Below are 22802 nucleotides of genomic sequence, written 5' to 3' on the forward strand. Positions count from 1 at the left end.
GGCTGCTTTCGATCTGCCCGGCTGCGATCCAGTTCATCACCGTGCGGCGCGTCACGCCCATCCCCACCTTCAGCCAGCGAATCTGACCGACGCCGCCGATCCGGCCTGCCGTGCCGAGATGGACGGGGCCGGGTGCACGACCCCGAAACGCCAAAGGCAGCCCGGAGGCTGCCTTGCAGCGTCGGTGGCGACGCTTCACTCGGCCGCGAAGCTGGTGGCGAACTGTCCGCACCAGTCGTTCGACTTGACGACCGGCCAATAGCCCCTGGTATCCGCATCCTTCTGGGTGACCGGCGGGTTGGCGCGGCACAGGCCGGAATCCGAAAGCGTGCTGGCGGAGTTGGCGACGTGATCCTCATAGAACGCGCAGGCGTTGCAAGCGGTCTTTGCCATGTTTGTTTCTCCTGGCTGGCTGGCTGGCTGGCTGGGTCCTGTGGTGGCTGGCTGGCTTTCCGCTGGCTGGCGACCTTGAGCCGGATATAGAGAGGGATTCGCGGAAGGTCAATAAATAATCTAGCAAAAACATATAGTTGACAGAATTCCTCGGTGACATTTTCCTGATGCGAACTGTCGGGTTCGGATTTTGCGTCCCGTGGAAAACGCTCAGGAATGGACGGCGCGCCCGTGCCATCCGCGGCCGGCGCCCCGGCCGCGCCCTCCGGCGGTGGCGAGGTTCTCGGGCCGGCGCGGAACCCGCGGCGGCTTCCCGATTCCGGCCCCCTTTTCCGGCAGGCGGCGCCTTCCCGCGCCGCAGGCGGGCGGGTTCCGCCGGTTCCATCCCGCAGCAGGCAGAGGGGCACCGATCCCTCCGGCACCAAAGCGTCCTTGCCCCCGCGGCGCGCTTCAGCGGCCGGTTCCACCCGGCGGATTGTCGCGGCCGCGCGGCGGCACCGGATTGGCGCTTGACAGCCCGCGGCGCCCTGCGGCAATGCAAGGCCGCTACGGTTCCGGCGCCATGCCGGATGAAAAGGGAACACCGGTGCGCCCGCCGGCCGCAAGACGGCCAGGGCAAGGCCGGGGCTGCCCCCGCAACTGTATGCGGTGAGCGAAGGCCGCAGGCGCCACTGGGCAACCCCCGGGAAGGCCGGCCCGAGCAACGATCCGCAAGCCAGGAGACCTGCCGCAGCGATCACCCATTTCCGGCGCGGGGCGCGCCCGGGAAGCGGCCGTTCCGCAGAGGTGACAGTCGCCGTCCCGCGGCCGGGCTGTCGGGCCTGTCCGCAGGGCAGTTCTGCAAATCGCGGGGCCGGGCCCCGTGCTGGAAAGGCTTTGGAATGTTCAGAACCCCGGTCTCCCTGCTGGCCGCCGCCGCCCTGCTCCTTCCGGCCGCCGCCACGGGCCAGGAGAGCCAGGCGCCCGTCATGCTCGACCCCGTGATCCTGTCGGGCGGCCTGTCGCCGGTCGCCGAAAGCGCCTATGGCCGCGCCCACAGCATCCTGACCGCCGGGGATCTGCAAGAGCGCGGCTTCGTCACCGTCCAGGACGCGCTGCGCGACCTGCCCGGCCTGGCCGTGACCTCGACCGGCGAGACCCTGACCAAGGTCCGCATCCGCGGCGGCGAAGCCAATCACGTGCTGGTGCTGATCGACGGGGTCGAGGCCAATGCCCCCGGCAGCGGCGACTATGTGTTCGGCGGCCTGCTGACCGAGGATGTCGAGCGCATCGAGGTGCTGCGCGGCCCGCAATCGACGATCTACGGCGCCAATGCCGCCGCCGGGGTGATCGCGATCACCACCCGCCGCGCCTCGGCCCCGGGGCTGAGCTATGGCGGTGGGGTCGAGATCGGCGGTCAGGGCACCCGCGCCGCCAGCGCCCATCTTCGCGCCATGGGCGCGCGCGGCCAGATCAGCCTCTCGGCCGCGACGCGCCATACCGATGGCGAGGACGCCTCGCGCACGCCGGGCGGCGATACCGAGTTCAACGAGCGCGACAGCCTGACCCTCGGCGGCTCCTACGACATCAGCGAGGCGGTGACCGCCGGCTTCACCCTGCGGCGCAGCTGGCAGGAATACGGCTATGACGAATCGGTGTCCTTCGTCGCCTCGCCCGACGAATACCTGCGGGACGAGCCATGGACCGCCGACCGGGACGAGACTTACGGCTCGCTCTGGCTCGAAGCCGAGGCGCTGGGGGGTCGGCTGCTGAACCGCTTCGCCCTTTCGGGCAGCAACCAGGCCACCGCGCATTTCTACGACGGCCGGCCGGACTACGACGACGCCTCGCGGCTGCGGGATCTCAGATATACCGGCACATGGGCGCTTGATGGCGGCGATGCCCGCAACTCGGCGCAGAAGCTGAACGTCGCGCTGCAGAAGAAACGAGATATCTACGAGGCCTCCTTCGCACCGGGCGGCCGGTATGAGCGTGATACGAGATCGGCCGCGCTGGAATATCAGGGCCGGTTCGACAACGGGATCGGCATCCAGGCCGGCCTGCGGCGCGATTTCAACGAGGATTTCCGCAACGCCACCACCTGGAACATCGCCGGCGCGTGGCAAATGCCCGACCGCGACCTGCGCCTGCGCGCGGCCGCCGGCAAGGCCATCGTCAACCCCACCATGTTCGAGCTTTACGGCTATACGCCCGGCACCTATCGCGGCAACCCGGACCTCTCGCCCGAGACCAGCCGCGGCTATGAGATCGGCGCCGATCTGGGCTTTGCCGGCGGAAGGGGCCAGTTGGGAGCCACGCTGTTCACCAGCAAGGTCGAGGACATGATCGCCGGGGCCGGGGAAACCTCGACCAACATCGCCGGCACCAGCACCCGCAAGGGGTTCGAGCTGGAACTGGATCTGCAGGCAAGCGACCGGCTGCGCTTCGGCGCGAACTATACCTATGCCGATGCGCAGACCGCGGAAGGCGAGCCCATCGCCGGCCAGCCCCGCCACCTGCTGGGGCTGCGTGCCACGGCCGGCTTCGCGCAGGGCCGCGGCTCGGTCACCGCCGATCTGCGCTATGTCGCGGGCAACTACGGCACGGAATGGTTCCGCAACTGGACCCCGCCCACCACCGAACTGCCGGATTACGTGACCGTGAACCTGGCCGCCGGCTATGACCTGACCGGAAATGTCCGGCTGACCGGCCGGGTGGTGAACCTGTTCGACAGGGACTATTCCGAGGCCTGGGGCTATTACGGCCAGGGCCGCACCCTCTATGCCGGGGTGACGGCGCAATGGTAGGGCGGCTCGGCCTTGCCGCCTGCCTGCTGGCCGGCCTGGCCCTGCCCGGCTTCCTGCAGCCCGCCGCGGCCGATCCGCCGCGCCGGGTGCTGTCGATGAACCTCTGCACCGACCAGCTGGCCATGCTGCTGGCGGCGCCGGGGCAACTGGTCTCGGTCTCGTATCTGGCGCGGGATCCGACCGCCTCGGCCATGGCCGAGGAGGCCGCGCGCCTGCCCGTCAATCACGGCCTGGCCGAAGAGATCGTCCTGATGCGGCCCGATCTGGTGCTGGCCGGCGGCTGGACCGCATCGGGGACGATCCGGCTGTTGCAGCGGCTGGACGTCCCGGTCGAGGTCTTCCCGGTCGAGACCGACATTGCCGGCATCCGCGCCAATATCCGCCGCATGGGCGAGGTGCTGGGCCGCGAGGCGGCGGCCGAGGCGCTGCTGGCGCGTTTCGACGCCGATCTGGCGCGGCTGGCCGATGCCCCGCCCGCCCCCCGCCCGCGCGCCGCGCTTTACGCGGTGAACGGCTACAGCTCTGGCTCGGCCACCCTGGCCGGTCAGATCGTGGCGCTGGCCGGCTTCGACAATGTCGCGGACGAGCTGGGCCTGCCCGCGGGCGGGGTGCTGGCGCTGGAAACCCTGCTGCTTTCCGACCCCGACCTGCTGGTCGAGGGCCGCCGCTACCCGGGCCACGCCCGCGGGCAGGAGGTGCTGGACCACCCGGCGCTGAAGGCGCTGACCGCCGACAGGCCCGCCGAGGTCATGGCCGATCCCGACTGGGTCTGCGGCACCCCCTTCATCCTGCGCGCCGTGGCCCAGCTGCGCGCCGCGCGCCTGGCCCTGCGAGAGGCGCGATGAGCGGGCCGCGCTATCCGCTGCTGATCGCCGCGCTTTCGGCGCTGGTGGCAGTGCTGTTTCTGGCATCGCTGCTGACCGGCCCGGCCGGGATCGGCGTGGGCCGGAGCCTCGCCGCGCTGTTCGGCGGGGGCGACGGGACGCTTGCCCTGATCATGCGCGAGCTGCGGCTGCCCCGCGCCATTCTCGGCCTGCTGGTCGGCGCGGCGCTGGGAATGTCGGGCGCGGTGCTGCAGGGCTTCTTGCGCAACCCGCTGGCCGAGCCGGGGCTGATCGGCACCAGCGCCTCGGCGGCGCTGGGGGCGGTGCTGGCGATCCAGACCGGGCTGTCGGCGGCCTTTCCGCTGGGCCTGCCGCTGGCGGCGCTGGCGGGCGCGGCGCTGTCGGTGCTGCTGGTGCTGGCGCTGGCCGGGCCGCGCGGCGGCACGCTGGCGCTGATCCTGGCCGGCATCGCCATCTCGGCGCTGGCCGGTGCCGGGACCTCGCTGGTGCTGAACCTGTCGCCCAATCCCTTCGCCGCCAACGAGATCGTGTTCTGGATGATGGGCTCGCTGGCGGATCGCTCGATGCTGCATGTCTGGATCGCGGCGCCGTTCATGGGCTTGGGCTTCGCGGTGCTCTGGCCCACGCGCGGGGCGCTTCAGGCGCTGACGCTGGGCGAGGATGCGGCGGCCTCCAGCGGCGTGCATCTGGGGCGGCTGCGGCTGATGCTGGTCGCGGGCATCGCCGCGCTGATCGGCAGCGCCACGGCGGTCGCGGGCACCGTGGGCTTCGTCGGGTTGGTGGTGCCGCATGTGCTGCGCCGCGCCGTCGGCGCCAGCCCGGCGCGGCTGGTCCCCGCCGCGGCGCTGGGGGGCGCGGCCACGGTGCTGGCCGCCGACATCGCCGTGCGGCTGATTGCCCCGGGCCGCGACCTGAAGCTTGGGGTGCTGACGGCGCTGGTCGGCGCGCCCTTCTTCCTGCACCTGATCCTGAAAACCCGGCGCGAGGGGCTGTGACCATGCTGGAGCTGCGCGCCCTGTCCCTGCACCGCGCCGGCCGTCCGGTGCTGGACGGCATCGACCTGCGCCTTGGCGGCGGCGAGTTCGTCGGCCTGCTGGGTCCGAACGGTGCCGGCAAGACCACGCTCTTGCGCGCGGCGCTGGGGCTCTTGCCGGCGCGGGGCCACAGCTCGCTGGCCGCGCTGCCGGTGCGCGAGCGCGCCCGCGCCGCCGCCTATATGCCGCAGGGCCGCGAGATCGCCTGGCCGATGCCGGTCGAGGCGCTGGTGGCGCTTGGCCGCATCGCCCATCCGCATTCCGCAGGCAGCGCCGACCGCGCCGCCATCGAACGCGCCATCGCCGCGCTGCATCTGGACCCGCTGCGCCACCGCCGCGCCACCGAGCTGTCGGGGGGCGAGCAGGCCCGCACGCTGATCGCCCGCGCGCTGGCACAGGAAACACCGCTGCTGATCGCCGATGAACCGATCGCCGGGCTGGACCCGGCGGCGCAGATCGAGGTGATGCGGCTGTTTCGCCGGCTTGCCGACCAGGGCCATGCCGTCCTGGCCTCACTGCACGACCTGGGGCTGGCGGCGCGGCATTGCACGCGGCTGGTCATGCTGGACCAGGGCAAGATCGCCGCCGACGGCCCGCCCGGGACGGTGCTGACGGCGGAAAACCTCGCCCGCGTCTTCGGCATCACCGCCCATCTGGCGCAGGGCCCCGGCGGCATCCTGTTCCAGCCGCTCGGCACCATTCCGTCAGAGGCACGGTGACCGGCATGTTGCCCGCCCATCCGGGTCGGCCGGCATATCAACCGCAGGACCGCCAGGCTTGGCTTGCAGAAGCGCGCGCCGTGCCATTCCGCCATCCCCTTCCGGCCGGCAGAATGGCGGCCCTCGCCCGACCGCGACGCTGCGGCGGCTGAAGGACCGCAGCGCCAAGACAGATGCGCAGGCATGTCCGCGCTGACGAGTCGCGCAACCTCCCTGCCGACCGGATGCTGCTCATCGCGCAGAGGCCATAGCGCCGGCGTGGTCTCGGGGAAGGAAACCGGCACGAAGCAGCCCCATCCGTCCGACGGGCCGGGACAAAGGACGTCTTGCAAGATCCGCCGGGGGAAGGAAGAGTTCGTGAAAATGGCAGCCCGTAGGGGAGTCGAACCCCTCTTTTCAGGTTGAAAACCTGACGTCCTAACCGATAGACGAACGGGCCATGCCGGCAAGCCCGCTCTTAAGCCAGGCCCGCCTCCGCTGCAAGGGGCCGGGCGCATTCCGCTGTGGGTAACTCGCCCGGGCTCGCCCTGCCTCAGGCCTCGCGCACCAGGCGCATCAGCAGCAGCGCCAGGCCCGAGCAGACCAGCGTCGCCAGCACGATGGGCCGCGCCGTGCCGTCGTAAAGCAGCCCCACGGGCGCCGCGATCAGCACCGCCCCCAGGGTCGAGACCGCCCCCACGACCGAGGCGGCCATTCCCGCCACATGGCCCATCCGCTGCAGCGCCAGCGCGTTCAGATTGCCGAAGGTCACCCCGGCCATGAAGAACACGCTGACCGCCCAGAAGAAGAAGGCCGGGAACCGCAGCGCCTCGGGCAGCAGGTCGCAGAAGACCAGCAGCGTCATCACCCCGGAGACCACCACCTGCATGCCATAGGCCATGCGCACGATGCGCCGCATGCCCAGCCGCACCACATAGCGCGCGTTCAGCACCGTGCCGGTGCCCGACAGCAGCGCCATGGCCGCGAACCACAGCGGAAAGGACTCGCCCTTGCCATAGGTGTCGACGAACAGCTGCTGGGCCGAACTCAGCAGCGCGAACATCTGCCCGAAGCCCAGCGTCATCACCACCGTCACCAGCTGCACCTGGCCATTGACCAGCACCTCGCGCGCCGCGCCGCCCAGGCTGCCCGGGTTCAGCGGCCGGCGCGCGGTCTCGGCCAGGGTCTCGGGGCGGCGCAGGTTCAGCCACAGGCTGCCGATCAGCGCCAGCACCACGAAGGAGCCGAAGACCCCGCGCCAGCCGACGAAATGGATCACCACCGCGCCGATCGAGGGCGCCACCGCCGGCACCAGGATGAAGATCATCATCACGAAGCTGGTGATCCGCGCCATCTCGCGGCCCTGATACAGGTCGCGCACCATCGCCAGCGCCACGATGCGCGGCGCGGCGGCGCCGAGGCCCTGCACGAAACGCGCCGCCAGCAGCATGTCGAGCGAATCGGCGAAGATCGCCGCCACGGCGGCGGCCGCGTAAAGCGCGAAGCCGGCGGTGATCACCGGCTTGCGGCCCAGCGTGTCCGAAAGCGGCCCGCTGACCAGAAGGCCCAACCCCATGCCCCCGACAAAGGCGGTCAGCACCAGCTGGGCGCGGTTGACATTGCCGGGGGTCAGGGCTGCGGCGATCTCGGGCAGCGCAGGCAGCATCGCGTCGATCGAAAAGGCGATGACGGCAAAGATCAGCGCCAGCATGGCGATGAATTCCGGCAGGGGCTGCCTGGGTATCGGTCGAGCGGCGGGATCGGGCATGGTGGCTTCCACGTCAGGGCACCCCCCGGGGCGTAACGCCGCAGGCCCGGGGGTGCAAGCCCCCGGCCCCGGACGCCCGGTTGCGCCCGCCGGCAGCCGGGCTATATCTGGCGCATGACCGCATCCCTGAACCTGATGAAACTCTGCGTCGGCTGCGACGACCCGGCCGAGCTGGCCGCCTGGCAGAAGCACCGCTTCCAGGGCGGCCCGGCGCGCCATGTCACCCGCATGTGGCCCAAGCGCGCGGCCGAGATCCTGGACGGCGGCTCGATCTACTGGGTGTTCAAGGGCGTGATGCAGGCCCGCCAGCGCATCCTGGACCTGCAGGAGGTGCAGGGCGAGGATGGCATCCGCCGTTGCGCGCTGATCCTCGATCCGGTTCTGGTGCGCGTGGCCGCCGTGCCGCGCCGTCCCTTCCAGGGCTGGCGCTACCTGCCCGGCACCGAGGCGCCGCCAGACCTTCCCGCAAGCCGCGAGGCCGAGCCGGACCTGCCGCCCGACATCGCCCGCGCCCTGGCCGACATGGGCCTGCGCTGAACCGGAATCGCGGCGTTTCGGGGAAAGCTGGAGCGGGTGAAGGGAATCGAACCCTCGTCTTCAGCTTGGGAAGCTGCGGCTCTACCATTGAGCTACACCCGCGGGCCCGGATTGCTTACTGTCTCGCGCCCGCCGCCGCAAGGCCAATTTGCGCCGGCGGCTCTTCCTCGGCCGAAGAGCGCGGGGCCGGGACCGGCCAGCCCGGGCCCCGGCCTTTCCGACAGCCGCAGGGCGGCGGCGTCAGCCAAGCGCCCGCGCCCGCTCGCGCAGCAGGAACTTCTGGATCTTGCCGGTCGAGGTCTTGGGCAGCTCGCCGAACACCACCGTCCTCGGGGCCTTGAAATGCGCCATGTTCTGACGGCAGAAGGCGATCAGATCGGCCTCGGCCAGCACGCGTCCCGGCTTCAGCGCCACGAAGGCGCAGGGGGTCTCGCCCCATTTTTCGTCCGGTCGGGCGACCACGGCGGCCTCCATCACGTCGGGATGCTTGTAGAGCACGTCCTCGACCTCGATCGAGGAGATGTTCTCGCCGCCCGAGATGATGATGTCCTTGGAGCGGTCCTTGAGCTCGACATAGCCGTCCGGATGCATCACCCCCAGATCGCCCGAGGCGAACCAGCCGCCGCGAAAGCTCCTTTCCGTGGCCGAGGGGTTCTTCAGGTAGCCCTTCATCACATTGTTGCCGCGCATGAAGATCTCGCCCATGGTCCGCCCGTCGGCGGGGACCGGCTCCAGCGTCGCGGGATCGGCGACCATCAGCCCGCCAAGCGCCTGGTTCTTCACGCCCTGGCGCGATTTCAGCCGCGCCCGCTCCTCGGCGGGGCGGGCGTCCCATTCCCCCTTCCAGGCGCAGACCACCGAGGGGCCGTAGGTCTCGGTCAGGCCGTAGACATGGGTGACCGAGATGCCCATGGCCTCCATCGCCGCGATCACCGCGGCGGGCGGCGCGGCGCCGGCGGTCATCACCTTGATCTCGTGGTCGAAGTCCTTCAACTCGTCCGGGGCGTTCGCCAGCATGTTCAGCACGATCGGCGCGCCGCAGAAATGCGTCACCTTCTCGTCGCGGATCAGCCGCCAGATCGGCTCGGCCCGGACGGCGCGCAGGCAGATGCAGACCCCGGCATTGGCGGCGATGCTCCAGGGAAAGCACCAGCCGTTGCAGTGGAACATCGGCAGCGTCCACAGGTAGCGCGCATGGTGCGGCATGCCCCAGGACACGATGTTGGCCATGGCGTTCAGCGCCGCGCCGCGATGGTGATAGACCACGCCCTTGGGATCGCCCGTCGTGCCCGAGGTATAGTTCAGCGAGATGGCGTCCCATTCGTCCTCCGGCATCTGCCAGTCGTATTCCGGATCGCCCTCGGCCAGCAGCTCGTCATAGGTCAGGCTGCCGACCCGGTATCCGCCCGCGAAGGACGGGTCGAGGATGTCGACGACCAGGATCTCGCGGCCGCGCGCGATCTTGACGGCGCGGTCGGCGAGCTCGGCGAATTCGGGATCCACCAGCAGCACCTTCGCCTCGCCATGCATCAGGATGAAGGCCACCGCCTCGGCGTCCAGCCGGGTGTTGATGGCGTTCAGCACCGCGCCGGTCATCGGCACGCTGAAATGGCTCTCGAACATCTCGGGGATGTTGGCGGCCAGGATCGCGACCGTGTCGCCCTTGCCGATGCCGCGGCCGGCCAGCGCGCCGGCCACGCGGCGGCAGCGGGCATAGGTCTCGGCCCAGCTGCGGCGCACGCCCTCGTGCACCACGGCCAGCGCGTCGGGATAGACATGCGCCGTCCGCTCCAGATAGCGCAGCGGCGACAGCTGCTCGTAATTGGCCGGGCAGATGTCCAGCCCCTGGCTGTAGATGTCATAGCTGGGCATGATCGGTTCCCCCTTTTCGTCCGGCGCGGGTCCCCACGCCACTCCGCGGGCGAGACTATGCAGTCATCCGGCGCTTTGCCATGGCTATCGGCCGCGATGCGACGATGGGGCGCGAAGCGATTTGGGGATTGATCATCCGGACCTAAACTGTTCGTTATGCTTCGTCAGCACATCTCCGGAGCACAACGATGTTCGCGCTATCGCGCCGCTTGGCGATTACCGTGATCCTCCCGCTCGCGGCGGGGCTCTGTCCCGCGGCCGCGATGGCGCAGGACCCGTCGCAGATGCCGCCCCCGCCCGTGACCGTGGTGACGCTGCACGCGCAGGACGTGGCCCTGACCACCACCCTGCCCGGCCGGGTCACTGCCTCGGCCGAGGCCGAGGTGCGGCCGCAGGTCAACGGCATCGTCACCGAGCGCCTGTTCGAGGAAGGCAGCCACGTGCAGATCGGCGCCCCGCTGTTCCGCATCGACGCGACCACCTATCAGGCGGCGGTGGCACAGGCCGAGGCCGCCGTGGCCCAGGCCCGCGCCCAGGCCGAGGCGGCGCGCCGCGAAGCCGAGCGCGTCGGCGCCCTGCGCGACCGCCGCGTCGCCAGCGAAAGCTCGACCGACAATGCCATCGCGGCGCGCGACGCCGCCGAGGCCGCGGTCAAGGTCGCCGAGGCGCAGCTGCAGACCGCCCGCATCGAACTGGACCGCACCACGATCCGCGCCGAGCTGGACGGCGAGATCGGCCTGGCGCAGACCAGCCAGGGCGCGCTGGTGACCGCAAGCCAGCAGACGCCGCTTGCCGTGATCCGCAAGCTCGACCCGGTGCATGTGGACGTGACGCAATCGGCGGCCGAGCTCATCCGCTTTCGCCGCGAGATGGCGGCGCAGGACGCCGCGGGCCAGCCGGACCGCAAGGTGACGCTGCGCCTGGCCGACGGCACCGAATTCGACCAGGAGGGGACGCTGACCGCCGCCGAGCCCTATGTGAACGAGACGACCGGCGTGGTGACGCTGCGGCTGTCCTTCGCCAATCCCGACCGCACCCTGCTGCCGGGCATGTATGTGCAGGCGGTGGTGCAGCAGGCGACGGCGCGCAACGTGGTGCTGGCCCCGCAAGAGGGCGTCACCCGCGACCGGCGCGGCCAGCCCATCGCGCTGGTGGTCAATGCCGAGAACGTGGTCGAAAGCCGCGCGCTGACCATCCTGCAGGATCTGGGCAACAAATGGGTGGTCAGCGACGGGCTGGCCGACGGCGACCGCATCGTCGTCGAGGGCCTGCAGAAGATCGGCCCCGGCATGACCGTCGCCCCCGAAGAACGCCAGGCCGGCGCAGAGGCCCCCGCAGAGGGCGCCGCAGCAGAGGGTGAAGCCGCCGCGGACGCGGCAGCCACCGCCGAGGCAGGGGCCGAGCCGGGCGCAGAAGGCGCCGATGCGCCGCCGGCGGCGCAAGCCGGGGATGCGGGACGGGCCGCCACGCAACCGGAAGCCGAATCCGCGGCCCCGCCGCCGGCCTCCGGGACCGAAGCCGAATCCGCGACCGGCGCGCCGGGCGAACAGGCCGAAACCGGGCAGCCGGCGGACTGACCCCGAACGCCGCGAGGGAACAGCACAGGAACAGCACATGGCCCGCTTCTTCATCGACCGTCCGGTCTTTGCCTGGGTGATCTCGATCCTCATCATGGGGCTCGGGCTCCTGTCGATTGCGTCCCTGCCGGTGGCGCAATATCCGCAGATCGCGCCGCCCTCGGTCACCATCCGCGCCACCTATCCGGGCGCCTCGGCCGACACGGTGGCCAATACCGTCACCCAGATCATCGAGCAGCAGATGACCGGGCTGGACGGGCTGCGCTATTTCTCGTCCAGCTCGACCTCGGCCGGGACCTCGACCACGACTCTGACCTTCGAGACCGGCACCGATCCCGACATCGCCCAGGTGCAGGTGCAGAACAAGCTGGCCCAGGCCACCGCGCTTCTGCCCGAGCCGGTGCAGCGCCAGGGCATCACGGTCGAGAAATCCGCCTCGGGCTTCCTGATGGTCATCGGCCTGACCTCGACCGACAACCGCTACGAGCAGGTGGACCTGGCCGACTATCTGATCTCGAACCTCGTGAACGACCTTTCGCGGGTCGAAGGCGTGGGCTCGGTGCAGGTCTTTGGCGCGCAATACGCCATGCGCATCTGGCTCGATCCCTCGAAGCTCGCCGCCTACGAGCTGACGCCCTCGGACGTGGTGGCGGCGGTCTCGTCCGAGAACGCGCAGATCTCGGCCGGCTCCTTCGGCAGCCAGCCGGCGCCGCAGGGGCAGATGCTGAACGCCACCATCACCGCGCAATCGCTGCTGTCCACGCCCGAGGATTTCGAGCAGATCGTGCTGCGCGCCGAACAGGACGGCGGGCTGATCCTGCTCAAGGACGTGGCCCGGGTCGAGATCGGCGCCGAGGACTACATGACCAATGCCCGCTACAACGGCCAGCCGGCCTCGGGCCTGGCGATCAGCCTGGCCTCGGGCGCGAACGCGCTGGACACGGCGGAGCGGGTCAAGGACCGGATGGAGGAATTCGCCCGCTTCTTCCCCGATGGTATGGATTACGTGATCCCCTTCGACACCACGCCCTTCGTGCTGATCTCGATCGAAGAGGTGGTCAAGACGCTGATCGAGGCCATCGTGCTGGTGTTCTTCGTCATGCTGCTGTTCCTGCAGAACTGGCGCGCGACGCTGATCCCGACGCTGGCGGTGCCGGTGGTGCTGCTGGGCACCTTCGGCGTGCTAGGGGCGCTTGGCTTCACCATCAACACGCTGACCATGCTGGCCATGGTGCTGGCCATCGGCCTGCTGGTGGACGACGCCATCGTCGTGGTCGAGAACGTCGAGCGCATCATGGAGGAGGAAGGGCTGGAGCCGCGCGAGGCGACGCGCAAGTCCATGGGCCAGATCACCGGCGCGCTGATCGGCATCGCGCTGGTGCTTTCGGCGGTCTTCGTGCCGATGGCCTTCTTCGGCGGCTCGACCGGGGTGATCTACAAGCAGTTCGCCATCACCATCGCCTCGGCCATGGGCCTGTCGGTGCTGGTGGCGCTGACGCTGACGCCGGCGCTTTGCGCCACGCTGCTGAAGAACGAGCACGGCCACAAGACCCGCGGCTTCTTCGGCCTGTTCAACCGCGGCTTCGACCGCACCATGCAGGGCTATGGCAATTCGGTGAACTGGCTGATCCGCCGGCCGCTGCGGATGATGCTGATCTATCTGTGCATCGGCGCGGCCATGGTCTTCCTGTTCCTGCGCACCCCCACCGGCTTCCTGCCCGACGAGGACCAGGGCATCATGTTCGTGCTGGTGCAGGGCCCGACCGGCGCCACGACCGAGCGCACCGATGCGGTGATCGACCAGATCCAGCAGTATTTCGCGGCAAACGAATCCGAGAACGTCGAGTCCTTCTTCGGCGTCTCGGGCTTCAGCTTCGCCGGATCGGGCCAGAACATGGGCATCGCCTTCCTGCGGCTCAAGGACTGGGACGAGCGGCCGCGCGCCGACCAGTCGGTGCAGGCCATCGCCGGGCGCGCCTTCCCGGCGCTGATGGGCATCCGCGACGCCATGGTCTTTCCCATCGTCCCGCCCTCGGTGATCGAGCTGGGCAACGTCTCGGGCTTCGACTTCTACCTGCAGGCCCGCGCCGGGCAGGCGCATGAGCAATTGCTGGACGCCCGCAACCAGTTGCTGGGCATGTCCGGTCAGGACGACCGCATCGCCTCGGCGCGTCCGAACGGGCTGGAGGACGCGGCGCAATACAATCTCGACGTCGACTGGCGCAAGGCGGGCGCGATGGGGGTCTCGGCCACCGATGTGGGCAGCCTGCTCTCGGTCGCCTGGGCGGGGCGCTACGTGAACGACTTCATCGACCGCGGTCGCATCAAGCGCGTCTATGTGCAGGGCGAATCCGAATCCCGCGCCGTGCCGACCGATATCGACAAGTGGCGGGTGCGGAACAGTTCGGGCGGGCTGGTGCCCTTCTCGAACTTCGCCGAGGGACGCTGGAGCTACGGGCCGCAGGGCCTGGACCGCTATAACGGCGTGCCGGCCATGCAGATCCAGGGCAGCCCGGCGCCGGGCGTCTCCTCCGGCCAGGCCATGGCGGCGGTCGAGGAACTGGCGGCGCAGCTGCCGGCGGGCTTCGCCGTGGCCTGGACCGGGCTCTCGCTCGAGGAACAGCAGGCCGGCAACCAGACCATGCTGCTCTATGGCCTGTCGCTGGCGGTGGTGTTCCTGTGCCTGGCGGCGCTTTACGAAAGCTGGTCGATCCCCTTCGCGGTGATGCTGGCCATGCCCATCGGCGTGCTGGGCGCGCTGGTCGGGGCCTGGCTGGGCGGCTTCGACAACGGCGTGTTCTTCCAGGTCGGCCTGCTGACGGTGATCGGCCTGACCGGCAAGAACGCCATCCTGATCGTCGAATTCGCCCGCGAACAGGCCGAGATGGGCAAGCCGCTTTATGCCGCGGTGGTCGAGGCGGCGCGGCAGCGGTTCCGGCCGATCATCATGACCTCGGTCGCCTTCTCGCTGGGCGTGCTGCCGCTGGTGCTGTCGACCGGCGCCGGCGCCAATGGCCGCAACACCATCGGCGCCACGGTGCTGGGCGGCACGGTCGCGGCCACGGTGCTGGGGGTGCTGTTCGTGCCGCTGTTCTTCGTGCTGGTGCGGCGCGCGCTCGGCCGGCCCGAGGCGCCCGAGCCCGCCGGCTCGCGCGCCTGAACCGGAAGGGGGCGGGATGCCGCGCCCCGCCCCTTTCGCATGGCGCATCGCGCCCGCTTGCCCCGCCCCCATCCGCGTCCTAGTCTTTCCCCGAGGGGCCGCCGCGGCGGCAGGGAGGATCATGGACGCAACCGGCCATATCGCGGCTGTGGGGGACGCGCCGGCCCGACGCGGGCGCGGCGTGGCGCTGCGGTCGCTGGCGCTTGGCGGCTCGGCGCTGGCCTGGCTTGCCATGGTCGCCATCGTCGCCTCGGTGCTGATCCTGAACGCCCGCGGCTCGGTCCGGGACGAGACCGGATCGGCCTTCCGGCTGGCCAATGCCTTCGCCACCCTGCACCTGCCCACCGCCTTCGAGCGGCGCGACATGATGGCCGAGGCCGCCCGCATCGCCGCCGAGATCGAGGCGCAGCGCCACCTGTCCGCCGAGCTGCGCGATGCCGGGGGCCGGCCGGTCGCGCTGGCCCTGCCGCCGCGCCTGCCGCCCGAGCGGGTGCCGGAATGGTTCGCGGGGCTGATCCGCCCCGAGCCGCTGCGCGAGATGATCGCCGTCGCGCAATATCCCAACGTGCTGGGCGTGCTGGAGATCCGCACCGACCCGCAGGACGAGATCGCCGAGGCCTGGGAGAATTTCCGGCTGATCCTGCCGCTGCTGGCCGCGACGGCGCTGGCGGCGATCGGCGTGACCATGGCCATCACCGCGCTGGTGCTGCGCCGGCTCGGCCTGCTGGGCGCGGCGCTGGACCGGATGCGGGCGGGCGATCTGGACCACCCCGCGCCGCAGACCGGGCTGGCAGAGCTGGCGGTGCTGACCGACGGCGTGAACGCGCTGGCCGCGCATCTGGCCGAGGAACGGGCCCGCAACCGCCAACTGCAGGGCCGGATGCTGACCCTGGCCCAGGCCGAGCGCGCCCGCATCGCCAGCGACCTGCATGACGGCATCGGCCCGCAGCTTTTCGCACTGCAGGCGGCGGCGGGCCAGGCCGGCCGCGCCGCCGGGGCCGCGCGCGACCCGGTGCTGGCCGAGGCGCTTTCCGCCGTCGCCCGCCATGCGCAGGCGATCCGGCAAAGCGCCCGCGCCGCCATCGACGACCTGCGCCTGGCCCCGGCCGAGGACACCAGCCTGCCCGAGATGCTGCAGGAATTGCTGGTCGAGTTCGCCGAGATCGCGCCCGATACCGCCATCGCGCTGGACTGCCCGCCCGATCTGCCCGAGCCGGGCGAGGCCGGACGGATCGCGCTTTACCGCTTCGTGCGGGAAAGCGTGCTCAACGCGTTGCGCCATGCCGCGCCCGGCGCGATCCGGGTCCGGCTTGCATGCGAGGACGGGGGCATCGCCGCCCGGATCGGCGACGATGGCGGCGGCCCCGCCGCCGCGGGCCGCCCCGGGCTGGGCCAGACCGGGATGCGCGACCGCGCCAGCGCGCTTGGCGGGCGCTACCTGCCGCCCCGGCGCGAAGGGGGCTGGACCCTCACCGAATTCCACCTGCCCTGCCCGCCCGACCAAGGAACAGCCCGATGACCGCCACCGCCCCCAGCCCGACCCCGCCGCTGCGCGTGCTGATCGTGGACGACCACCCGGTGGTGGCAGAAGGCTGGGAATGGATCACCCGCGGCCGGCTGGATTGCGAGGTGATCGCCGCCGCCACGCCCTCGCAGGGCTGGCGGGCCTGGCGGCGCCAGGCGCCGGACGTGATCGTCGTGGACCTGACCATGGGCGAGGCCAGGCTGGCCGGGCTGCGGCTGATCGAGCGTCTGCGCGCCGCCGGGGCCAGCCAGCCGATCCTGGTCTTCACCATGCATCGCAGCCCGATCATCGCGCGGCGGGCGCTGCAGGCCGGCTGCAACGGCATCACCATGAAGGACTCGCCCTCGGAGGAGATCTGCGAGGCGCTGCGCGCGGTGGCGGGCGGCGGCGACTACGTCCCGGCCGATCTGGCGCGCCGCATCGCCCTGCTGGAGCGGCCCGGCGCCGCGCCGCCGCGCCCGCGCCTGACCCCGCGCGAGCTCGACATCCTGCGCGCCATCGCCGAGGGGCTCAGCTATCGCGAGATCGCCGAGCGGGCGAATATCAGCTACAAGACGGTGTCGAACGTCAGCCAGACGCTGAAGGACAAGCTGTCGGCGCAAAGCTTCGCCGATCTGGTCGTCAAGGCGATCCGCCATCTGGAGGAGACCCGCGACGGGATCTGAGCCATGCCACGTTCCTTGCCCCGCCACCCCGTCGCCCGGCCGCTGATCGGCACCCGCATCCGCGAGCGCCGGCTGTCGCTCGGCCGGCGCCAGACCGAGGTGGCGCGGCGGGCCGAAATCTCGGCCGCCTATCTGAACCTCATCGAGCACAACCGCCGCCCGGTCGGAGAAGAGCTGCTGTCGCGGCTGGCCGAGGCGCTGGAGATCGACGCGACCGAACTCGCCTCGGACCGCGAGGAGGCGCTGATCGGCACGCTACGCGAGGCGGCGGCGCGCGCCGCCGAACAGCCCGGCGCCCCGGTCGAGCTGGACCAGATCGCCGAATTCGCCGCCCGGTTTCCCGGCTGGGCCTCGGCCCTGGCCGGGACGACGCGCCGCGCCGACGCGCTGGAGCGGCGGCTGGTCGCGCTGTCGGACCGCATGACCCGCGACCCCTATCTGCTGGCGACGCTGCACGAGGTGCAATCGGCGGTGACGGCGCTGCGCTCGACCGCCTCGATCCTGGCCGAGACGCCCGAGATCGAGCCGGAATGGCGCGACCGCTTCCACGCCAACCTGGACACGGACAGCCAGCGCCTGTCGCGCACGGCGCAGTCGCTGGTCGCCTATCTCGACAGTTTCGAGGACGAGGCGGTGCCGATGTCGCCGCAGGAGGAGGTCGAGGCCTGGATCGCCGCCGGCCAGCCGGAGCCCGGCGAGGCGGCGGAACTCGTCTCGGACGCGGCGCGGGTCATCGCGCAGGAGCTCTTGGCGGCGCAGGCGCGCGACCGCGCCGCCCTGCCCAACGCGGCGCTGGCGGCGGTGGTGGACGAGGCGGGCGAGGCGGCCTGCGACCCGGCGCTGGTCGCCGCGCGGCTGGGCCGGCCGCTGGATCTGGTGCTGCGCCGGCTGGGCATGCTGCGCCCCGGCCCCTGGGCGCAGGCCGGGCTGATCGTCTGCGACGGTTCGGGCGCGCCGCTGTTCCGCCAGGCCGCGCCGGGCTTCGAACTGCCGCGCCCGGGCGAGGGCTGCGCGCTCTGGCCGCTGTTCGAGGCGCTGGCCCAGCCGCAGCTGCCGGTGGCCCGGCTGATCGAGACCACGAACGGCAACCGTTTCGCCGCCTGGGCCGTGGCCGAACGCCTGCTGCCGATGGGCTTCGACGGCCCGGCGCTCAGCCGCGCGCAGATGCTGGTCCGCCCCGCCGCCAGCCGCGACCCCCGCCCGGCGCTGGGGGTGGGGCCGGCCTGCCGGATCTGCCCGCGACCGGCCTGCGCGGCCCGGCACGAGCCCTCGATCCTGGGGCCGGTCTGATTTTGACAACGCCCCCGCCCCCCGCCATGATCGCCGCAAAGCTTCAGGAGTGCCGCCCGTGACCGCGACCGTCGATGTGCTGCTGATCGAGGACGAACCCAGCATTGCCGAAGCGGTCCGCTTCATCCTGTCGCGCGAGGGCTGGCGATGCGAGCAATGGCCCGAAGGCAACGGCGCCCTTCAGCGCATCCGCGCCCTGGCGCCGCGGCTGGTGATCCTGGACCTGATGCTGCCCGGCCGCAGTGGCGCCGAGGTGCTGGCCGATCTGCGCGCCGATCCCGGGCTGGCGGCGCTGCCGGTGCTGCTGCTGACGGCGCGCGGCATCGCCAACCTGCCCGAGGGTGCCGACCGCATCCTGGCCAAGCCCTTCGCCAATGCCGATCTGCGCGCCGCCGTGCGCGAGCTGCTCGGCCCGGAATGAGAGCGCGGATGCGCCGCCTGTTCCTGGGCCGGGACGCCTATCGCAAGCGGCGGCTGGGCGATGCCACCCGCGTCCTGCCGGTGCTGTTCGCGCTGCTGGCCGTGCTGCCGCCGATGTGGCTGCCGCAATATTTCAGCTATGCCCGCGGTGCGGTCTGGCTGGCCGCCAGCTGGGCGCTGACCATCGCCGTCACCGCCGCGCTGCATGGCGCGATCAGGGGCGGAGGGGCGGAGGACGAGGATGACGCCTGAAACCCTCGGCGCCGCCTCGGTCGCCTATGTCGCGCTGATGTTCCTTCTGGCCCATGCCGCCGACCGCGCCGCCGCGGCCGGCCGCTGGCGCTGGATGAACCGCCCGGCGATCTATACGCTGTCGCTGTCGGTCTATTGCTCGGCCTGGACCTTCTACGGCGCCGTGGGCTACGCCACCCGCTCGGGTCTGGAATTCCTGACCATCTACCTGGGCCCCGGCATCGTCTTCGCCGGCGCCTGGTGGGGCCTGCGGCGGCTGGTCAGCGTGGCGCGGCTGCATCGCGTGACCTCGATCGCCGACCTGATCTCCAGCCGGTTCGGCAAATCCGCCGGGCTGGCGGCGCTGGTGACGCTGATCGGGGTGCTGGCCTCGACCCCCTATATCGCGCTGCAGCTGCAGTCGGTCTCGATGGCGCTCTCGGCCTTTGCCGTGCCGGGCCATCCGCTGCCCGGCAACGTCGCGCTGTGGGTGGCGCTGGGGCTGGCCGCCTTCGCCATCCTGTTCGGCACCCGCCACCTGGCCGCCAACGAGCGCCATCACGGCGTCATCATGGCCATCGCGGTCGAGGCGGTGGTGAAGCTCGCCGCCTTCGTCGCGGTCGGGGCCTATGTGCTCTGGGGCATCGCCGACGGGCCTGCCGACGTGCTGGCGCGCATCGACCGCATGGCGGTCTCGGCCGGGGGAGAGGGCTGGCTGATCCGGCCCGACCGCTGGTTCGCGCTGATCATGCTTTCGGGCGCGGCGGTCATGGTGCTGCCGCGCATGTTCCACGTCCTGGTGGTCGAGGCCAGCGACGAGGACCGGCTGCGCCAGGCCGGCTGGGCCTTTCCCGCCTATCTGGCCGCGATGTCCTTTCTGGTGCTGCCCATCGCGGTGGTCGGCGCGGACCTGCTGCCCCGGGGCTCGAATCCCGATCTCTACGTGCTCGCCCTGCCGCTGTCGCAGGGGCGCGACACCTTGGCGGCGCTGGTGTTCCTGGGCGGCTTTTCCTCGGCCATGTCCATGGTGGTGGTCAGCGCCATCGCGCTGTCGACGATGATGGCGAACCACTGGCTGGTGCCGCTGTGGCTGTGGCTGCGCCAGACGGCGCTGTCCGAGCCGGCCGCGGCGCGCGAGGATCTGGGCGCGCTGATGCTGAACGCGCGGCGGCTGGCCATCGTCTCGGTGATCGGCGCCGGCTGGCTCTATCACCGCAGCACCGGCGGCACCACCGCGCTGGCGGCGATGGGCACGGTCGCCTTCTCGGGCATGGCGCAGGTGCTGCCGGCCATGGTGGCGGGGCTGATCTGGCGCGGCGCCACCCGGCGCGGCGCCATCGCCGGCATCCTCGCCGGGGCGCTGATCTGGGGGCGGATGATCTTCCTGCCCTCGCTGGGGCTGGCCGCGCCGCCGGCGATGCCGGCCGGGATCGACCCTTTCGCCGGGGCGGTGCTGCTGGCGCTGGCGGTCAACCTTCTGCTCATGACCCTGATTTCGCTGATGGATTTCCCCGATCCGACCGAGCGGCTGCAGGCGCTGTCCTTCGTCCATGCCATCGCGCCCGACGCCTCGGCCAGCGAGGCCGGCGCCGCCGTGCAGGCCGAGGCGCTGCTGACGCTGGCCGGGCGGATCTGGGGCAACGAACATGCGCTCGACGTGTTCCGCCGGGCGGCCGAGGACCAGGGGAAATCCGGCTATCTTCCCGACCTGACCCCGCGCTTCCTCGCCGATTACGAACGCCATCTGGCCGGCACGGTCGGCGCGGCGACGGCCTCGGCCCTGATGACCCGCGTGGGCGGGCGCGGCGGCGTCACCGTGGCCGAACTCATGGAGGTCGCGGACGAGGCGAGCCGGGCGCGCGAGGACAACCGCCGCCTGGAGCAGACCTCGTCAGAACTGACAAGAACCGCCGCCATGCTGCGGGAAAGCAACGAAAAGCTGACCGCGCTGTCCGAGCAGAAGGATGCGTTCCTCGGCCAGATCAGCCATGAGCTTCGCACGCCGATGACCTCGATCCGCGCCTTTTCCGAGATCCTGATGGAGCCGGACCTGCCGGCCGAGGATCGCGCCCGCTTCGCCGGCATCATCCAGGACGAGGCCGGGCGCATGACCCGGCTGCTGGACGATCTGCTGGACATCTCGGTGCTGGAATCCGGCCGCGCGCAGCTCAAGCCCGGCGTCGCCAACCTGCACGACCTGATCGAGCGGGCGCTGGCCGCGGCCGGGGCGAACGCCGCGGGGCGCGATTTCGCCATCCGCCGCAACCCCCTGGCCGAGCATCTGCCGGTCATCACCGACCCGGACCGGCTGTTGCAGGTGCTGATCAACGTCATCGCGAACGCGCGGAAATATTGCGACGCCGCAGAGCCGGCCATCCGCATCGACGCCCGCCGCACGGCGAGCGGCGGGACCGAGATCGACATTCACGACAACGGATCGGGCATCGGCCCGGAAGACCGGGCGCTGATCTTCGAGAAATTCGCCCGGCTGGACGATCCGTCGCGCGCCGGAGGCGCCGGGCTGGGCCTGGCGATCTGCAAGGAAATCATGGGTTTCCTGGGCGGTTCGATCAGCTATCTGCCGGGCCAGGGCGGCGCCTGTTTCCGCATCGCCCTGCCGCCGCGACCGCCGCGCCGGGCGGAAAATCCGGAAAATGCCGCGGGTTAAACCTTTCCGCAACCAGTCCGTGCCATCCTGCGCCAAAGGCAGTATCGATTCGGTCGGGTATGGAAAGCGCAGCAACGGAACAGGCGGGCGGCCCGGAACATGCCGGGACGGGACGGAACGGACCCGCGACGGCGGCATCCGGCCGGGTCCTGCGCCGCTGGATCGCGGAACGGGAAAGAATGCGCGACGTCCCGGCCGGGCAGCCGCAGGCCAGCGCCGGATTCCGGCTGGAACGTGCCGCCGCCACCGCCCTCGCCCGCGCGGCCGAGAAACAGGCACGCCTACCGGTCTTTGTCGAAAGGATCGAACTGGCGCGCATGACCCTCTCCGAATTGCCCGAGCTTTTGCCGGAACGCGCCCTGCTTGCGGTGGTGCAGGGGCGCGGCGACGCCCTGGGCGTGGTCGCCATCTGCCCCGGCCTGCTGGCATCGCTGATCGAGATGCAGGCCATCGGCCGCGTGACGTCGCGCCCGGCGCCGCAGCGAAAGCCCACGCGGACCGATGCGACGATCTCGGCCGATTTCGTGAATGCGCTGCTGGTCGAACTGGCCCGGGAATGCGCAGCGCGGGACGGCTGCCCCGATTTCGGCGCCTTTCGCTATGCCACCTATATGGACGACCCGCGCCCGCTGGCGCTGATGCTGGAGGATGGCGAGATGACGCGCCTGACCTTCCGGTTCCGCATCGGTCCCGGCGGGCAGCGCGACGGCACGGTGACCATCGCCCTGCCGGCCGAAGCGGGAATGCTGGCGGGACCGCCGCCCTCTTCCGGGATGGACCCGATACAGCCGCCGGAGCGGGCCGCCGGGCCGCATCCCGCCAAGGCGTCGCTGGCCGAGGCGGTGCAGGCCGCGCCGATCCGGCTGGCCGGCATCCTCTGCCGCCGCAGGCTCAGCCTGCACCAGCTGCGCGGCCTGACGCCCGGATCGCTGCTGCCCCTGCCGCAGAACGTGCTGGACGAGGCCAGGGTGGAAACGGTTCGGGGCCAATTGCTCGCCCGCGGGCGGCTGGGGGAAAAGGACGGCTTCCACGCCATCCGGCTGCGCGATATCGGCAGCGGGCCGGCGGCCGCCGCGCCCTCCGGGACGCCCGGCGAGGCGGGCTTCGCCTCGCCGCCCGCCGGCCCGCTGCCGATCTTGCCGATCCTGCCGGACCAGGCCGAACCGCCGCTCGCCGATCTTGGCCATCCGGATGCCTTTCGCGCGCTGGACCCTTCCGCGCCGGCGGCCAGGGCGGGCTGAATGTCCTGCCTTGCCCACGCGCGGACCGTCGCAATCCCGCAACTTTTCCACGATATTAGCCGCCGCAATGCGCCATCAAGCCGCAGAAACCC

Annotated in this window: 17 protein-coding genes, 2 tRNA genes and 1 riboswitch; of the genes, 14 read left to right on the forward strand and 5 right to left on the reverse strand. The window is 71.2% G+C overall.

Going from position 1 to position 22802, the window contains the following annotated elements; all coding sequences use genetic code 11:
* Positions 1-195: 195 nt before the first annotated feature.
* The gene (locus PARJ55_RS0105500) at positions 196-393 is read right to left on the reverse strand and encodes a hypothetical protein (RefSeq protein ID WP_028712114.1); all 198 of its coding nucleotides are present in this window, start codon (positions 391-393) and stop codon (positions 196-198) included.
* Between the two features lie 532 nt (positions 394-925).
* Positions 926-1140: riboswitch (cobalamin riboswitch) on the forward strand.
* A gap of 134 nt (positions 1141-1274) precedes the next feature.
* On the opposite strand from PARJ55_RS0105500, the gene PARJ55_RS0105505 reads away from it, so the two are divergent.
* From PARJ55_RS0105505 to PARJ55_RS0105520, 4 genes are read left to right on the forward strand one after another with little or no spacing between them, the layout of a single operon-like run.
* Complete coding sequence (locus tag PARJ55_RS0105505; protein WP_028712115.1) at positions 1275-3179, forward strand: TonB-dependent siderophore receptor; 1905 nt, start codon at positions 1275-1277, stop codon at positions 3177-3179.
* Entirely contained in the window at positions 3173-4024 is an 852-nt protein-coding gene (locus PARJ55_RS0105510) for an ABC transporter substrate-binding protein (RefSeq protein WP_028712116.1), read from the forward strand. Before PARJ55_RS0105505 ends, PARJ55_RS0105510 begins: the two co-directional genes overlap by 7 nt.
* Entirely contained in the window at positions 4021-5019 is a 999-nt protein-coding gene (locus PARJ55_RS0105515; RefSeq protein ID WP_028712117.1) for an iron ABC transporter permease, read from the forward strand. Before PARJ55_RS0105510 ends, PARJ55_RS0105515 begins: the two co-directional genes overlap by 4 nt.
* Positions 5020-5021: 2 nt before the next feature.
* Positions 5022-5777, forward strand: coding sequence for an ABC transporter ATP-binding protein (locus tag PARJ55_RS0105520; RefSeq protein WP_156929430.1), 756 nt, complete (start codon positions 5022-5024; stop codon positions 5775-5777).
* Positions 5778-6141: 364 nt separating this feature from the next.
* Here the strand turns inward: PARJ55_RS0105520 and PARJ55_RS0105525 are convergent.
* Together PARJ55_RS0105525 and PARJ55_RS0105530 are read right to left on the reverse strand one after the other, a co-directional pair.
* Positions 6142-6216: transfer RNA gene (locus PARJ55_RS0105525), tRNA-Glu, on the reverse strand.
* A gap of 93 nt (positions 6217-6309) precedes the next feature.
* Positions 6310-7524 carry a multidrug effflux MFS transporter gene (locus PARJ55_RS0105530; RefSeq protein ID WP_051416161.1) on the reverse strand — a complete coding sequence of 405 codons (1215 nt, stop codon included), beginning with the start codon at positions 7522-7524 and terminating at the stop codon, positions 6310-6312.
* Between the two features lie 114 nt (positions 7525-7638).
* On the opposite strand from PARJ55_RS0105530, the gene PARJ55_RS0105535 reads away from it, so the two are divergent.
* Positions 7639-8061, forward strand: a complete 423-nt coding sequence (locus PARJ55_RS0105535) for a DUF1489 family protein (RefSeq protein WP_028712120.1) — start codon at positions 7639-7641, stop codon at positions 8059-8061.
* Positions 8062-8089: 28 nt separating this feature from the next.
* On the opposite strand, the gene PARJ55_RS0105540 is transcribed toward PARJ55_RS0105535, so the two are convergent.
* Together PARJ55_RS0105540 and PARJ55_RS0105545 are read right to left on the reverse strand one after the other, a co-directional pair.
* Positions 8090-8163, reverse strand: a tRNA-Gly gene (locus PARJ55_RS0105540).
* A 138-nt stretch (positions 8164-8301) separates the two neighbouring features.
* Positions 8302-9933, reverse strand: coding sequence for an acyl-CoA synthetase (locus PARJ55_RS0105545; protein WP_028712121.1), 1632 nt, complete (start codon positions 9931-9933; stop codon positions 8302-8304).
* 188 nt (positions 9934-10121) lie between these two features.
* On the opposite strand from PARJ55_RS0105545, the gene PARJ55_RS21510 reads away from it, so the two are divergent.
* The 9 genes from PARJ55_RS21510 to PARJ55_RS0105590 all read left to right on the forward strand — a co-directional run bounded on the left by PARJ55_RS21510 (position 10122) and on the right by PARJ55_RS0105590 (position 22710).
* Positions 10122-11510 (forward strand): efflux RND transporter periplasmic adaptor subunit, encoded by a 1389-nt coding sequence (locus PARJ55_RS21510; RefSeq protein ID WP_084637784.1) that lies wholly within the window; start codon positions 10122-10124, stop codon positions 11508-11510.
* A 37-nt stretch (positions 11511-11547) separates the two neighbouring features.
* Positions 11548-14670 (forward strand): efflux RND transporter permease subunit, encoded by a 3123-nt coding sequence (locus PARJ55_RS0105555; protein WP_028712122.1) that lies wholly within the window; start codon positions 11548-11550, stop codon positions 14668-14670.
* Positions 14671-14791: 121 nt separating this feature from the next.
* Positions 14792-16189 carry a LapD/MoxY N-terminal periplasmic domain-containing protein gene (locus tag PARJ55_RS0105560; RefSeq protein WP_028712123.1) on the forward strand — a complete coding sequence of 466 codons (1398 nt, stop codon included), beginning with the start codon at positions 14792-14794 and terminating at the stop codon, positions 16187-16189.
* Positions 16186-16860, forward strand: a complete 675-nt coding sequence (locus PARJ55_RS0105565; RefSeq protein ID WP_028712124.1) for a response regulator transcription factor — start codon at positions 16186-16188, stop codon at positions 16858-16860. Before PARJ55_RS0105560 ends, PARJ55_RS0105565 begins: the two co-directional genes overlap by 4 nt.
* A 3-nt stretch (positions 16861-16863) precedes the next feature.
* Complete coding sequence (locus PARJ55_RS0105570) at positions 16864-18150, forward strand: helix-turn-helix transcriptional regulator (RefSeq protein ID WP_028712125.1); 1287 nt, start codon at positions 16864-16866, stop codon at positions 18148-18150.
* A gap of 58 nt (positions 18151-18208) precedes the next feature.
* Entirely contained in the window at positions 18209-18571 is a 363-nt protein-coding gene (locus PARJ55_RS0105575; protein ID WP_028712126.1) for a response regulator transcription factor, read from the forward strand.
* Between the two features lie 8 nt (positions 18572-18579).
* The gene (locus PARJ55_RS0105580; RefSeq protein WP_036713847.1) at positions 18580-18822 is read left to right on the forward strand and encodes a hypothetical protein; all 243 of its coding nucleotides are present in this window, start codon (positions 18580-18582) and stop codon (positions 18820-18822) included.
* Complete coding sequence (locus PARJ55_RS0105585; RefSeq protein WP_028712128.1) at positions 18812-21469, forward strand: ATP-binding protein; 2658 nt, start codon at positions 18812-18814, stop codon at positions 21467-21469. Before PARJ55_RS0105580 ends, PARJ55_RS0105585 begins: the two co-directional genes overlap by 11 nt.
* 179 nt (positions 21470-21648) lie before the next feature.
* Complete coding sequence (locus PARJ55_RS0105590; protein ID WP_232215666.1) at positions 21649-22710, forward strand: flagellar motor switch protein FliM; 1062 nt, start codon at positions 21649-21651, stop codon at positions 22708-22710.
* Positions 22711-22802 lie beyond the last annotated feature (92 nt).

It is taken from the genome of Paracoccus sp. J55, assembly GCF_000513975.1.
Classification (GTDB): domain Bacteria; phylum Pseudomonadota; class Alphaproteobacteria; order Rhodobacterales; family Rhodobacteraceae; genus Paracoccus.